Genomic DNA, 13,983 nt, shown 5'->3' on the forward strand with positions numbered 1-13,983 from the left:
CGATGACGATGACTGACACACAGATCCTTGCCGAGAAAAAGCCGACCGGCCCGTTTTCGCGCTGGCTGGCCATGTTGTGGGCGGACAAGTTTGCGTTCCTGGCCGCGCTTTTTCTTCTGGTCATTCTTCTCTGCGCGCTGTTTGGCCCTATTTTGCTGGAGGGGATCGCAACCAAGCAGAACCTGCGGGGCCGCAATGCGCCGCCTTTCGATATCGCGCGCGGATGGCTTTACGTTTTGGGGGCAGATGCACTCGGCAGGCCGCTTCTCGCTCGCGTCGTCGTGGCGGCACAGAACACTATTCTGGTGGCTGCTGCAGCGGTACTTGCCTCATCGATTGTCGGTACGGTGCTTGGGCTGGTGGCAGGCTACAGTCGATCTGCCGCAGCCCAATGGATCATGCGTCTCGGCGACGTCATCATGTCGTTTCCGTCACTGCTTCTGGCCGTGATCGTGCTCTACATGTTGGAGCCTTCCGTCGCCAACATCGTCCTGGTTCTGGCGATTACGCGTATTCCAATCTATCTGCGCACCACGCGCGCGGAAGTCCTGGAAGTGCGTGAGCGCATGTTCGTGCAGGCGGCCAAGGTCATGGGTGCCTCTCATTGGCGCATCGTCTTTCGCCATATCTTGCCGGTCATCATTCCGACGCTGGTCACCATCGCTACCCTCGACTTCGCCTTCGTGATGCTGGCGGAATCCTCGCTGTCCTTCCTCGGCATAGGCATTCAGGCGCCTGAAATCACCTGGGGCCTGATGGTCGCGCAAGGGCGGCCTTATCTCACCAATGCCTGGTGGCTGTCCTTCTGGCCGGGGCTTGCGATCATCCTGACGACGCTGTCGCTCAATCTTCTGTCGAACTGGCTGCGAATCGCGCTTGATCCGACGCAACGCTGGCGCCTTGAGATGGGAGGCAGGAAAAATGGTTGAACATCTGTTGGAAGTCCGCGACCTTTCGGTCGAGTTCCACACCGCCGTCGGCACGGTCAGGGCGGTTCAAAATGTCAGTTGGCACCTTGATCGCGGCGAGACGCTGGCGATCCTCGGAGAAAGCGGTTCGGGCAAATCGGTGTCCGCTTCGGCGATCATGAACCTGATCGACATGCCGCCGGGCAAGATAACCAGCGGCACCATTCTCCTCGACGGCCGTGACATGCTGAAGATGACGCCGGAGGAGCGGCGGCTGATCAACGGCGCGAAGATTGCGATGATCTTTCAGGATCCGCTGGCACATCTCAATCCCGTCTACACGGTCGGTTGGCAGATCACGGAAATGATGACCACCCATGGCCAGACCGGGGGAGGTGCCAATGTGCGGGCACTCGAACTGCTCAGGCGTGTCGGCATAACCGATCCCGAAAAGGCGATGCGTAAATACCCGTTCCAATTTTCCGGAGGTCAGCGACAGCGCCTGATGATCGCGATGGCGATTGCGTGCAAGCCCGATATTCTGATCGCCGACGAACCGACGACGGCTTTGGATGTCACGGTGCAGGCGCAAGTGCTCGAACTGCTGCAGGAATTGCAGCAGGAAACCGGAATGGGCATGCTATTGATCACCCATGACCTCGGCGTTGTCGCCGAGATCGCCGACAGGGTCGTGGTGATGAATTCCGGATGCATCGTCGAGACCGGCAATGCGGCGGAGGTTTATCGTGATCCCCAGAACGCTTATACGAAAAAGCTGATCGCGGCAGCACCTGGGAAGGGCGCCATGCCGGAAGAGCGTAGCCGACAGGGTGACCCGTTGCTGCACGGGGTCGGTCTGAAGAAGAGTTATGGCTCGTTCCAGGCCCTGAAAGGGGTGGATTTTTTCATCATGCCGGGCGAGACGGTTGCGGTCGTCGGCGAGAGTGGCTCGGGAAAATCCACGCTCGCTCGCGCGATCGTTCGGCTGGACGATCCGCAGGAGGGACAGGTTCTTTATCGCGGCAAAGATCTTCTAGCGATGACGCCGAAGGAGATGTTTGGGCTGCGGCGCGATCTCCAGATGGTGTTCCAGGACCCGACCCAATCGCTCAATCCTCGGATGACGGTTTATCAGCTGATCTCTGAGGCCTGGGTCATCCATTCCGACATCCTCCCCAAGGCGAAATGGAAGGACAGGGTGTCCGAACTTCTGGTCAAGGTGGGTCTGAAGCCCGACATGGCGGAACGTTATCCGCATCAGTTCTCCGGCGGCCAGCGTCAGCGTATCGCCATTGCCCGCGCACTGGCGATGGAGCCGAAGCTGATCATCTGCGACGAGGCGGTGTCGGCTCTCGACGTATCGATCCAGGCACAGGTCATTGCGCTGCTCGAGGGTTTGCGCCGCGAATTCGGCCTCTCCTATCTCTTCATCGCGCACGACCTTCCGGTGGTCCGTGATTTTGCAGATCGCGTTATCGTCATGAAGGCGGGCGAGATCGTCGAGGAGGGACCAGTGCGCCAGATATTCGATGCGCCTGTTCACCCCTATACGCAGGCGCTTCTTGCAGCCAGCCTTGACCCGGATCCAGACGTGCAGGCAACCCGTCGCGCCGCACGTCGCAGACAGGAAGGACTCGTTCCCGCATGAAACCCGATGTACTCGTCGCCTTCCCCCTCCGGCCCAGTCAGATGGCAATGCTGGAGGAGAGTTACGCGCTGCACCGGCTGGATCTTGTAAAAGGCGCGGAGCGCGAGGCGCTTCTCGCCGAGGCCGGCCCGCGCTGCACGGCCATGGTCTCTAATGGTCATGTGATCGTTGACAGGGACTTGCTTGCCCAGTTGCCGGCGCTGAAACTGGTTGCCTGCTCGTCGGCCGGTTACGATCAGATGGATATCGACGCGATGACCGAGCGCGGCATCAAGCTCACCAATACGTCGGAAGTGCTTTGCGACGATGTTGCCGACACGGCGCTGCTTTTGATGTTGGCCGCGCGACGACGTTTGCCGGAAGGCGATCGTTATGTGCGTACCGGTGACTGGGGCCGCAAGGGCATGATGCCGCTGACTACCTCAACGGGAGGAAAGAAAGCAGGTATTGTCGGCCTTGGCAGGATTGGCCTGGCGATAGCCCGGCGCTGCGAGGCCGTTGGGCTGACGATCGGCTACTACGGGCGGACGAAGAAATCGGGCAACGCTTTCGCCTATTTCGACGATCCGGTGAAACTCGCCGCATGGGCCGATATTCTGATCGTGGCGACGCCCGGCGGGTCGTCGACGGAAGGCCTGATATCGGCCGAGGTGCTGGATGCGCTTGGCCCGACCGGCAGTTTCATCAACATAGCCCGCGGCACGGTGGTCGACGAGCCGGCCCTCATCAGGGCGTTGCAGGAAAGGCGAATTGCTTCGGCAGGCCTGGACGTCTATCTCAACGAGCCGTATCCCGATCCAGCCTTTTCCGACCTCGATAACGTCGTTCTTTATCCCCATCACGCCAGCGGGACGGAGGAGACGCGGGATAGGATGGCGCAACTGACGGTTGACAATCTTGCGGCCTTCTTCGCCGGCAGGCCGCTGCTGACCCCTGTCAATTGACTGGGCCTGAAACCGACGGCGCTGCGCTATCAGACGAAATAGTGCGGGAACTCTTTCCGGAGGTCTTCGACCTTTGCGACAGTGCGGCTCAGATGCTCTCGGATGGCATCGACGGCACCCTGTTCGTCCCGAGCGGCAATCGCCTCGATGATGGCGCGGTGGCCTTCGAGAATGCTGATGATCTTGCCCTTTTCGGGCAGATGCAGGCGGCGAATGCGCTCGAGGTGACCAGACCGCTCGCGAACCAGCTGGTGCAGGCTGCTGCGTTTCACCCCGGCAAACAATGTCTGGTGGAAGAGTTCGTCGAGCTCCTGGAAGATCGCAACCTGCTCTGGGTCGTCGGCGACCGCCGTCTGCATTTTGATGATCGAACGGGCGCGTGTGATGACGCTCGGATCCAGATCCGGATCGGCCGCCAAGCGGCGGCAGACTTCCGTTTCCAGCGCGACACGAAGAAAATGCGCCTCGTAAATCTGCAGGACGTCGATCCGGGTCACTACGGTGCGGGACTGGGGATAGATACGAACCAAACCCTCCTGTTTGAGAAGCTGCAATGCCTCACGGATCGGGGTCTGACTGACCTCATACGTCTCGGTAAGCTCGGTACGCGACAACGTGGTGTCGGGCGGCAACTGAATGGTAATGATGCGTTTGCGCAGATCGTCATAGACCCGCTGGACTGTGCCGCCGACGACGACCGGAAAACCGGGTGCAGACAGGCCAAGGGTTGCAGCGAGCTGGGAGTTCATATGGGCCAAATCCTTTTTGCGCAGTCATAGTCGCAGAGCCGCTGATACACAACAATGCAAAATTACCATTGATATATATGATAGACTAAAATATTAGTTAAGCGAGGCCGCAGGCGGGGCGAGCGCCTGCGTAAGGAGGGAACCCATGACCGCGAAAAAAACCTACGAGCAACTGCGCTCGGCGCGATGGATGGTGCCGGATGATCAGCGCTCTTTCGGCCACCGGTCGCGAACCATGCAGATGGGCTATGCGCCGGAGGATTGGCAGGGTAAACCGATCATTGCGATTATCAACACCTGGTCTGATGCGCAGCCATGCCACATGCATTTCCGTGAACGTGTAGAGTGGGTGAAGCGGGGTGTCCTCCAGTCGGGCGGTTTTCCCATGGAACTGCCGGCACTCTCCCTTTCTGAAAACTTCGTGAAGCCGACCACCATGCTCTATCGCAACATGCTGGCGATGGAGACCGAAGAGCTGCTGCGCAGTCACCCGGTCGATGGCGCCGTCCTGATGGGCGGGTGCGACAAGACCACGCCAGGTCTTGTCATGGGTGCGGTCAGCATGGGCATTCCCTTCATCTATCTGCCAGCCGGCCCGATGCTTCGCGGCAACTATGCCGGCAAGGCGCTGGGCTCGGGAACCGACGGGTTCAAATATTGGGATGAGCGTCGCGCCGGCACCATTACCCAGGAGGAATGGCAGGGGATCGAAGGCGGGATCGCCCGCAGCTACGGCCATTGCATGACGATGGGCACGGCCTCGACGATGACGGCCATCGCCGAGGCGATGGGGCTGACTTTGCCCGGCGCGTCTTCCATTCCCGCCGCCGACGCCAATCACCAGCGCATGTCGGCGGCCTGTGGCCGCCGCATCGTCGATATGGTGTGGGAGGATCTGACCCCGGATCACATTATCACTCCGGCGGCCGTCGACAACGCGGTCACGGTCGCCATGGCAACCGGTTGCTCCACCAATGCGATCATTCACCTGATCGCCATGGCCCGCCGTGCAGGAGTTCCGCTGGAGTTGGATGATCTCGACCGCATCGGTCGCACGACGCCGGTCATCGCCAATATCCGCCCTTCTGGTTCAACCTACCTGATGGAAGACTTCTTCTATGCGGGGGGCTTGCGCGCCCTGATGAAGCAGCTCGGGGACAAGTTGGATCCAACTGCGATTACGGTGACAGGAAAGCCGCTGGTGGACGGTCTCGACCAGGTGAAGATCTACAATGACGACGTCATCCGGCCGCTGTCGAACCCCGTCTACCATGAAGGTTCGTTGGCGGTGCTGAAAGGTAACCTTTGTCCTGACGGAGCAGTCATCAAACCGGCGGCCTGTGATCCGAAATTTCATAGGCATCGCGGTCCGGCATTGGTCGCCGACAGCTATCCGGACCTCAAGAAGATCATCGACGACCCCGACTACCCACTGACGCCGGATACCGTTCTGGTGCTGCGCAATGCAGGCCCGCAAGGCGGCCCCGGCATGCCGGAATGGGGCATGATCCCGATGCCCAAGGCTCTCCTGAAGCTCGGCCTGCGCGACATGGTCCGTATCTCGGATGCCCGGATGTCGGGCACCAGCTTCGGTGCCTGCGTCTTGCATGTCGCGCCCGAGGCCTATGTCGGCGGTCCACTGGCGCTCTTGAAGACGGGTGATCTGGTGGAGCTCGACATTCCCGCGCGCAGCCTCAACATGCTGGTTTCGGAGGAGGAGATAGCTGCCCGCCGCGCGGCCTGGACCGTTCCGATCCGTCGCTACGAACGCGGTTACGGCTTCATGTTCTCCAGCCATATCGAACAGGCCGACAAAGGCTGCGACTTTGATTTTCTGAAGACGGAATTCGGCGGCAAGACGTCTGAACCGGTAATCAACTGAGGCATCACCATGTTTGACCCCGATAAACGCTTGATCCCCGCACAGCCTCCCAAGGCCGGTTTCGCTGCCGGTCCGTCCAAGCTGGATGCGATCCGAACGATCACCCTTTCGCTCGCTTACCTGCCGTTGGCGCGGCCGATCAGCGATGCGAAGGTTTTGACGGGCCGGCAGAAGCCGTTGACGCAGGTGGCTTTCCTGTTCTGCGAGATATCGACTGAAGCGGGCCATAGCGGCCTCGGCTTCAGCTATTCCAAGCGCGCCGGCGGCCCCGGTCTTTACGCACATGCCTGTGAGATTGCCGACAACCTCATTGGCGAAGACCCGAACGATACGGCCCGGCTTTGGGACAAGTTATGCTGGGCGGGCGCGTCGGTCGGTCGCTCCGGAATTGCGACTCAGGCGATAGCAGCCGTCGACATCTGCCTCTGGGACCTGAAAGCGAAGCGCGCCGGCCTGCCGCTTTCCAAGCTTCTCGGTGCGCATCGCGATAGCGTGGCCTGCTACAATACCTCCGGTGGCTTCCTGTCATCGAGCGTCGAGGAGATTCGCGATGCCATCGATCATTCGATCGCCTCGGGTATCGGCGGCATCAAGATCAAGGTCGGGCAACCGGACCCGATGATCGATATCCGCCGGCTCGACGCCGTTACCAGTCACATCGATGGCCGGGTGCCGCTGATGGTCGACGCCAACCAGCAGTGGGACCGGACCACGGCGCTACGGTTCGGCCGACTGGTCGAGCCGCTCAATCTCGAATGGATAGAGGAGCCGCTTGATGCCTATGATGCGGAAGGCCATGCGGCACTGGCACGGGAGTTGGCTACCCCCATCGCGACAGGCGAGATGCTGGCAAGCGCCGAGGAACACATGGCGCTGATCCGGGCGGATGCAGTGGATTTCATTCAGCCGGATGCACCGCGGGTCGGGGGTATCACACCTTTCCTGCGCATCTGCACTCAGGCTGAGGCCAAACGCATGCGCCTCGCCCCTCATTTCGCTATGGAGATCCATCTGCATCTGGCCGCTGCCTATGCCCATGAACCCTGGGTCGAGCATTTCGACTGGCTGGCACCGCTGTTTAACGAAGAACTCGAAATTAGGGACGGCCGGATGATCGTGCCGAGCCGCCCGGGCCTTGGCTGCAGCCTGACGGGCAAAGCTCGCGACTGGACGGTGGAAACCCGCAGTTTCGGCGCGTGAGCGAAACAAGGAGAAGGACATATGAACCCTGCAACCCGTGAAAAGCTGATGGGTGTCTCGGTAGCGACACTGTGCTCGGCGCTCTTCAAGCGTGGTCTGAGAAACCAGACGATCCAGGATGTGAGGCCGGTGCAGCCGAAGGGCCGTAATATGGTTGGGCCGGCTTTCACCCTGCGCTACATGCCCGCCCGGGAAGACCGCAATGTGATGAATGTCTTTCGCAACCCGAAACATCCGCAGCGGCTTGCCATTGAAACCTGCCCGGAAGGCCACGTGCTGGTGATGGACAGCCGCAAGGATCCGCGCGCGGCTTCGGCGGGCGATATTTTGATCACCCGTCTGATGATGCGCGGCAGCGCCGGTGTCGTCACCGACGGTGGGTTCCGTGATGCAATGACAATTGGCGGCCTGGATATCCCGGCCTACCACAATCGTCCCTCCAGCCCGACGAACCTCACCTTGCACGAGGCGATCGACATCAATGTGCCGATCGGTTGTGGTGACGTGCCGGTCTTCCCGGGAGACATCGTTGTCGGCGACGACGATAGCGTCATCGTCATCCCGGCGGAAATCGCCGATGAGATTGCAGAAGAGGCGACCGAAATGACGGCTTACGAGGACTTCGTCACCGAGCGCGTCAAGCAGGGGCATACGATCGTCGGGCTGTATCCCGCGACGGACGAAAGCAATCTGACGCTCTTTGCGGAATGGCGTAAGGCCAACGGCCGCTGATGCGCGCCTTGTATTCAACAGTCGAGCATAACGGACCGGAGCAGCGACTTCGGCTAGGAGGACATCGATGACCTGGACCCCTTCGGGCAAGCACCTTATCGCCGGCGAATGGACCGCGGGCACGACGACGTTTCGTTCCGAACCGGCGCATGGGCCTGCCCATGATTTTGCCGTCGGAACGACCGATCTGGTAGACCGTGCCTGCCGTGCCGCCGAAGCTGCCTTCTCGGCGTTTTCAGCAAAGACCCGTGAGGAGCGTGCTCTTTTCCTCGAAACGATTGCCGAGGAGATAGACAAGCGCGGCGAGGCCGTGACCCTCATCGGCACGCAGGAGACGGGGCTTCCCGAAGCTCGCCTGAACGGCGAGCGCGGTCGTACGACCGCCCAACTCAAACTTTTCGCTGATCATATCCGCAAGGGTGAGCATCTGGACAGGCGCACCGATCCGGCGCAGCCCGACCGGAAGCCGGCACCCCGACCGGAGATCCGCCTGGTGCAAAGGCCGATCGGCCCGGTTGCCGTCTTTGGCGCTTCGAACTTTCCGCTCGCGTTCTCGACGGCCGGAGGTGACACGGCCGCAGCGCTTGCTGCGGGATGCCCGGTTGTGGTGAAGGGACATTCCGCTCACCCAGGCACGGGCGAGATCATCGCCGAGGCCATGGTCGCCGCCATCGAACGGACCGGTATGCCGGCTGGCGTCTTCAGCCTGATCCAAGGCGGTCGCCGTGATGTCGGCACGGCTCTGGTCACCCATCCGGCCATCAAGGCAGTCGGCTTCACCGGATCGCTTGCTGGCGGACGGGCGCTCTTCGACCTCTGCGCGCAACGACCGGAACCGATCCCATTCTTCGGCGAGCTCGGCAGCGTCAACCCGATGTTCGTGCTGCCAGCCGCGACGGCCGCCAGAGCAGAGGCGATAGGCTCCGGCTGGGCCGCTTCGCTGACCCTCGGTGCGGGTCAGTTCTGCACAAATCCGGGCATTGCCGTGGTTGTCGACGGCCCGGAGGCGGACAAGTTTACCGCCGCGGCCAAGGCGGCTCTGGAAAAGGTCGCGCCTCAGACCATGCTGACCAACGGTATCGCCACCGCCTATCATGACGGTGTCGAGCGCATGAGGGCAAGCAATGCGGTTGCGCCGGTACTGAACGCGCCCGGCACAGGGCCGTGAGGCAGCGCCCAATCTGTTTGAGACAAACGGCTCGGCGTGGCTTGCCGACCATGCGCTCAGCGAGGAGGTGTTCGGTCCTCTCGGCCTCGTCGTCCGCGTGGGCTCGCGTGAGGAAATGGTCGAGCTGGCAGAAAGCTTCCAGGGGCAACTGACGGCTACGATCCATATGGAAGATGAGGATCTTGGGCTTGCGCGCGAACTGCTGCCGATCGTCGAGCGGAAGGCCGGCAGAGTGTTGGTCAACGGCTTCCCGACCGGCGTAGAGGTCGTCGACTCTATGGTTCACGGTGGACCTTATCCTGCCTCTACTAATTTCGGAGCAACCAGCGTGGGAACCATGTCGATCCGCAGGTTCCTGCGGCCGGTGGCCTACCAGAATTTTCCAGAAGAGCTTTTGCCAGCAGATCTGCGCAACTGAACCGAGGAATACAGACATGATCGCCCCACCCGGCCTGCGCGAGATCATCGAAGCAGGCCGGTGAGCGCACCATCGACCGACCTGACGGGGAAGAAGTCGAGACGATACATGCTCTGATTGCTTCAGCCGGGTGACCGCTGCTTTGGCGGCTTGCTCTCCGCCCGGTAGCGGGTCGTTTCGCTTGATTGGTTGCGTCAACTGGTATATTAGTACGCATGTGTATCAATTATCCACAGCGAGGAGGATCGCTGACGGAGAGCCAAAAGAAGGTCCAATAGTTTACTGAGACACGCGCTGAAGGCGCCCGGGAGGAGACTGAAATGAACCTGCGTATGGCAGCTGCCTATATTTCTACGACCATCATCGCGTTGAGCTGCGGCTCGGCCCACGCCCAGGATGCGAAGCGAAACGTCACCATCGTGCTTGCGGAAACGGTCGATGTCGTCGAGCCCTGCATGGCGGCCCGCCAGGACGTCGGCCGGGTGATCTCGGAGAATGTCAACGAGATGCTGGTCGAGTTTGATTACGTCAATGGCGGGCTGAAACCACGCCTCGCGACCGAATGGTCGAAGGTCGATGAGGATACCTGGGAATTCAAGCTGCGCCCGAATGTCAAATGGCATGATGGCAAGCCATTTACGTCAAAGGACGTTCAGTTCACGATCGAGCGGAACAAGAACAAAAAGCTCAGCTGTGAGACCGGCGGCAAATATTTCGGCGGCACGGAATTTAGCTTCGAGACGCCGGATGCCAATACGATCCGCATCACGACAAAACCTGCCCAGCCGATCCTTCCCCTTCTGATGACGGTCATGACGGTGGAATCCGCCGAGGCGACACCGGCGAACGAATTCACCCGCAAACCGATCGGCACAGGCCCCTATACATTCGACAAATGGGATATCGGCCAGTCGATCACGCTGAAGCGCAATCCAAATTACTGGGGCGAGCAGCCTCAGGTGGAGCAAGCCACCTATCTCTTCCGCTCCGATAGTGCGGTTGCAGCGGCCATGGTGGATGCCGGCGAAGCCGATATCGTTCCTGCGGTATCCGTACAGGATGCAACCAACAAGGAAACCGATTTCGCCTATCCGAACTCCGAGACAACGTCGTTACGCATCGATACGCGAGAGGCGCCGCTCAAGGATCGCCGCATTCGCGAAGCGATGAACCTCGCCATCGATCGCCAGGCGATGCTCGGAACACTTTTCCCGGAACAGGCAAAGATTGCCACGCAACTCGTCGTGCCGACCACGATTGGCTACAATGCCGACATTCCGGCCTGGCCCTACGATCCCGAAAAAGCAAAGGAACTGGTCAAAGCAGCCAAGGCCGATGGCGTGCCGATCGATCGCCAGATCCGCATCATTGGTCGTAACGGGCAGTATCCGAATGCCACGGAAGCCATGGAAGCAATGATGGCGATGCTTCAGGAAGTCGGCCTGAACGTCAAGCTCGACATGTACGACGTTTCGGTCTGGAACGGTTATTTCGTCGCGCCCTTTATTGCGGATTCCGGGCCTACGTTGACGCAGTCGCAGCACGATAACGCAACCGGCGATCCAGTATTTACCGCCTTCGTCAAATACGCCTCTGGGGGATCTCATTCCATGGTTCGCGATCCGGCCGTCGGCGCACTGATCGCGAAGGCGACCTCTGCGACCGGCGATGAGCGGACAAAACTCTGGAAGGAGCTTTTTGCAAAGGTGAACACCGAGATTATCGCCGACATCCCCATGTTCCACATGGTGGGTTTCACGCGTGTCTCGCCGCGGCTGGACTTCAAGCCTACGATTGCGACCAATTCGGAACTGCAGCTGTCGCAAATCCGCTTCAAGTAATCCGCATTCCACAAGCTTCGGCGTGGGCCTCACCAACCGTGAGGCCCACGCCCTCCATGACGTGACGGGTGGAAGAACCGATGCCCCTGATAGACAGAGCTGCCCTTTCCGAATTTGCCGAGCGCATACTGATCGGCGCCGGCATGGAGATCGACAAGGCCGAAGCGACAGCCGCCATCCTCGTGGAGGGTGACATGATCGGTCACGAGACCCATGGTGTCAGCCTGTTGCATTGGTATGTCGAAGCTCTTGAAGATGGTTCGCTGGCGAAGGCGGGCAGTTATGAGGTCGTCAATGACCGCGGCGCTGCCTTCGTCTGGGACGGCAAGTCCCTGCCCGGTGCCTGGCTTTTGACCAAAGCGATCGACCAGGCCTGTGAGCGTGCGCGCGACCATGGCGTCGTCACCGCGGCGATCCGCAACTGTCACCACACCTGCGCGCTTTCGGCCTTCATGCGTCAAGTTACCGAGCAGGGTCTGATCGTGCAGCTTTCGGTATCGCACCCCGCCGCCAGCCGCGTTGCGCCCTATGGCGGTACACGCCCGCTCCTGACGCCCAACCCGATGGCGGCCGGTTTTCCAACCTCAGATGATCCGATCCTGATCGACGTCTCTGCCTCGATCACCACCACCACCATGACCCAGACGCTTGCCAAGGCGGGTCAGAAATTTCCCGAGGCCTGGGCTTTCACCGCTGAAGGCGAGCCGACCGACGATCCGCGCGAGGTGACGGAACGGGGCGGGACGATGATGCCGCTTGGCGGTCAGCTTAAGGGACATAAGGGCTTTGGGCTCGGGCTGATGGTCGAGTTGCTGGGGCAGGGGCTTTCCGGCAAGGGGCGGGCGAATACACCGCCCGGCGTCTTCTCGCAAAGCGCCTTCCTGCAGGTCATCGACCCTGCCTTTTTCGCTGGGCTGGATGCCTTTACGACGCAGTCTGATTTTCTTGCCGCCGCGTGCCGTAGCAATCCTCCGGCGAGCTGGAACAAGGGCCCCGTGCGCATGCCGGGCGATAGCGCCGCGCGCAAGCGTCGCTTGGCATTGGAGGAGGGAGTTCCGGTGAGTGATGTGCCTTGGGCGAAACTCTGTAAACACGCCGAGATTTTCGGCGTGGCTATCCCTAACGCCGCCGCTTGAGTTGGCGAGACATCTCTTTGAAGAATCTCCGCCAGTTGCATCGTAGCCGGCTTGCTGGGCCGGAGGATGAGCGACTTTGCCCGCAAAACGGATGTGGCCGTTTGGAGCGCAAGCCGTATTTCAGGTGTGCTCAGCGGTCCACGTCGGTTGCGGCAGCGATTGGAACTGCCTGAGGCGTCATAACTTGGAAGGGACGGTCCTGCCGTGCCGCTTTTGAGCGTGCGGCGAGCGCTGCTGCTAGTGTTCCCAAGGCGGCGGTTGCGCCTGCCATGCAATAGAGTACGCCATTGATCTCATGCCGCCCCATGATCCAGGAGCCTGTGAAAGGACCAATTATCGAGCCGATACCGCTTGCCAAGATGACCCGGCTACTGATTGCGACCAGCCGTTCGCCTGCCATATTGTCCATCGTGTGCGCAACGGAGACCGGATAAAGGGTCGACATGAAGCCGCCTAGGACTACCGCAATGGGAAGCACCGTTCCGAGCGTATGAGGCAGCACCGCAAGCGCGATTGCAGCTGCTGTAAATCCCAGCGCAATAGCGCTCAGAACCAGGCGTCGATCATGTCTGTCTGAAAACCTGCCGATGGGAACCTGAAAGCCGAGTCCGCCAAGAACCGCTGCCAGCATCACGAATGATATGGTCGATTGCGAGATGTCGTTCAGCAACATCCAGGCTGGCACGACCGCGTAGAAAGTGGAGCTCACCATGCCCGCGACGACGCAGCCCGCAACACCAAGAGGTGCCGCCCGCACGAGCTCAAGGAAGGGGAGATGGTGTTCCGGCACAATCGCTGGAGGATCGGCATAGGTCGAACTTACGATGACGATCGCAACGGCGAAAAGAACCACGATGACATTAAAGGGCGCGGATCCTTCGATCGGCATGTAACCGATCAGCAGCTGGCCAAGCGCGAGGGCCAAGAACGTGCCGATCATGTAGCTGGCGAATGTCCGACCGCGAAGTTCGGGGGATGCCTTCGAATTCAGCCAGCTTTCCGTGGTCACGAATACCCCCACGCATCCGAAACCAACGGCTACCCTCGATGCTCCCCAAGTCCATAAGGTGGTATTCACTACCATGATTGCTGCCGCCGCGATGGTGACGCCGGCGAAGGCCGCGTAGCTGCGGATGTGGCCAATGCGCTGAATCAACGGGCCGCAGGCGACTGCGCCGATTGTGAATCCGACAAAATAGGAACTCATCACCAGGCCCTCGAAGGCGGGGTCGAAAGCCTCGAGACCAAATCGTAGGGACACCAGAGTTGTGAAGAAGCCATTCGCAAGCTGAATAAAGCTCGTTGCCAGTATGATAGCGCCAATCTGACCCACGATAATCTCCCCTCAGTTGTTCCC

Annotated in this window: 10 protein-coding genes and 1 pseudogene; 9 read left to right on the plus strand and 2 right to left on the minus strand. The window is 60.4% G+C overall.

Going from position 1 to position 13,983, the window contains the following annotated elements:
• The first annotated feature begins 2 nt into the window (after positions 1–2).
• From C5L13_RS21925 to C5L13_RS21935, 3 genes are read left to right on the plus strand one after another with little or no spacing between them, the layout of a single operon-like run.
• Positions 3–929, plus strand: a complete 927-nt coding sequence (locus tag C5L13_RS21925) for an ABC transporter permease (RefSeq protein WP_205836870.1) — start codon at positions 3–5, stop codon at positions 927–929.
• Positions 922–2,556 carry an ABC transporter ATP-binding protein gene (locus C5L13_RS21930; protein ID WP_105385394.1) on the plus strand — a complete coding sequence of 545 codons (1,635 nt, stop codon included), beginning with the start codon at positions 922–924 and terminating at the stop codon, positions 2,554–2,556. Before C5L13_RS21925 ends, C5L13_RS21930 begins: the two co-directional genes overlap by 8 nt.
• On the plus strand, positions 2,553–3,500 hold the full coding sequence (locus C5L13_RS21935) for a 2-hydroxyacid dehydrogenase (RefSeq protein ID WP_105385395.1): 948 nt from the start codon (positions 2,553–2,555) through the stop codon (positions 3,498–3,500). The genes C5L13_RS21930 and C5L13_RS21935 overlap by 4 nt, the downstream gene beginning before the upstream one ends.
• A 29-nt stretch (positions 3,501–3,529) precedes the next feature.
• Here C5L13_RS21935 and C5L13_RS21940 read toward each other — a convergent pair whose 3' ends face one another.
• On the minus strand, positions 3,530–4,249 hold the full coding sequence (locus tag C5L13_RS21940) for a GntR family transcriptional regulator (protein ID WP_105385396.1): 720 nt from the start codon (positions 4,247–4,249) through the stop codon (positions 3,530–3,532).
• A 145-nt stretch (positions 4,250–4,394) separates the two neighbouring features.
• Here C5L13_RS21940 and araD point away from each other — a divergent pair, with 145 nt between their 5' ends.
• The 6 genes and pseudogenes from araD (at position 4,395) to C5L13_RS21970 (ending at position 12,626) form a co-directional block, all read left to right on the plus strand.
• Positions 4,395–6,131 (plus strand): L-arabinonate dehydratase, encoded by a 1,737-nt coding sequence (gene araD / locus C5L13_RS21945; protein ID WP_105385397.1) that lies wholly within the window; start codon positions 4,395–4,397, stop codon positions 6,129–6,131.
• Between the two features lie 9 nt (positions 6,132–6,140).
• Complete coding sequence (locus C5L13_RS21950) at positions 6,141–7,331, plus strand: L-talarate/galactarate dehydratase (RefSeq protein ID WP_105385398.1); 1,191 nt, start codon at positions 6,141–6,143, stop codon at positions 7,329–7,331.
• Positions 7,332–7,352: 21 nt separating this feature from the next.
• Positions 7,353–8,063, plus strand: coding sequence for a ribonuclease activity regulator RraA (locus tag C5L13_RS21955; RefSeq protein WP_105385399.1), 711 nt, complete (start codon positions 7,353–7,355; stop codon positions 8,061–8,063).
• Between the two features lie 67 nt (positions 8,064–8,130).
• Positions 8,131–9,649, plus strand: a pseudogene (locus C5L13_RS21960) (aldehyde dehydrogenase (NADP(+))).
• A 320-nt stretch (positions 9,650–9,969) separates the two neighbouring features.
• Positions 9,970–11,490, plus strand: coding sequence for an ABC transporter substrate-binding protein (locus C5L13_RS21965; RefSeq protein WP_105385400.1), 1,521 nt, complete (start codon positions 9,970–9,972; stop codon positions 11,488–11,490).
• Positions 11,491–11,570: 80 nt separating this feature from the next.
• Positions 11,571–12,626, plus strand: a complete 1,056-nt coding sequence (locus C5L13_RS21970) for an Ldh family oxidoreductase (protein WP_105385401.1) — start codon at positions 11,571–11,573, stop codon at positions 12,624–12,626.
• A gap of 130 nt (positions 12,627–12,756) precedes the next feature.
• Here C5L13_RS21970 and C5L13_RS21975 read toward each other — a convergent pair whose 3' ends face one another.
• Complete coding sequence (locus C5L13_RS21975; protein ID WP_245571427.1) at positions 12,757–13,959, minus strand: MFS transporter; 1,203 nt, start codon at positions 13,957–13,959, stop codon at positions 12,757–12,759.
• Positions 13,960–13,983: the final 24 nt, after the last annotated feature.

The organism is Neorhizobium alkalisoli (assembly GCF_002968635.1).
In the GTDB taxonomy this organism is placed as follows: Bacteria; Pseudomonadota; Alphaproteobacteria; order Rhizobiales; family Rhizobiaceae; genus Neorhizobium; species Neorhizobium alkalisoli.

What these genes read in the sequence shown, in the direction of transcription:
- C5L13_RS21970 (WP_105385401.1), top strand. Translation starts at nt 11,571, where the DNA reads ATGCCCCTGATAGACAGAGCTGCCCTTTCCGAATTTGCCGAGCGCATA.
- C5L13_RS21965 (WP_105385400.1), top strand. Translation starts at nt 9,970, where the DNA reads ATGAACCTGCGTATGGCAGCTGCCTATATTTCTACGACCATCATCGCG.
- C5L13_RS21940 (WP_105385396.1), bottom strand. Translation starts at nt 4,249, where the DNA reads ATGAACTCCCAGCTCGCTGCAACCCTTGGCCTGTCTGCACCCGGTTTT.
- C5L13_RS21930 (WP_105385394.1), top strand. Translation starts at nt 922, where the DNA reads ATGGTTGAACATCTGTTGGAAGTCCGCGACCTTTCGGTCGAGTTCCAC.
- C5L13_RS21925 (WP_205836870.1), top strand. Translation starts at nt 3, where the DNA reads ATGACGATGACTGACACACAGATCCTTGCCGAGAAAAAGCCGACCGGC.
- C5L13_RS21935 (WP_105385395.1), top strand. Translation starts at nt 2,553, where the DNA reads ATGAAACCCGATGTACTCGTCGCCTTCCCCCTCCGGCCCAGTCAGATG.
- C5L13_RS21955 (WP_105385399.1), top strand. Translation starts at nt 7,353, where the DNA reads ATGAACCCTGCAACCCGTGAAAAGCTGATGGGTGTCTCGGTAGCGACA.
- C5L13_RS21950 (WP_105385398.1), top strand. Translation starts at nt 6,141, where the DNA reads ATGTTTGACCCCGATAAACGCTTGATCCCCGCACAGCCTCCCAAGGCC.
- araD (WP_105385397.1), top strand. Translation starts at nt 4,395, where the DNA reads ATGACCGCGAAAAAAACCTACGAGCAACTGCGCTCGGCGCGATGGATG.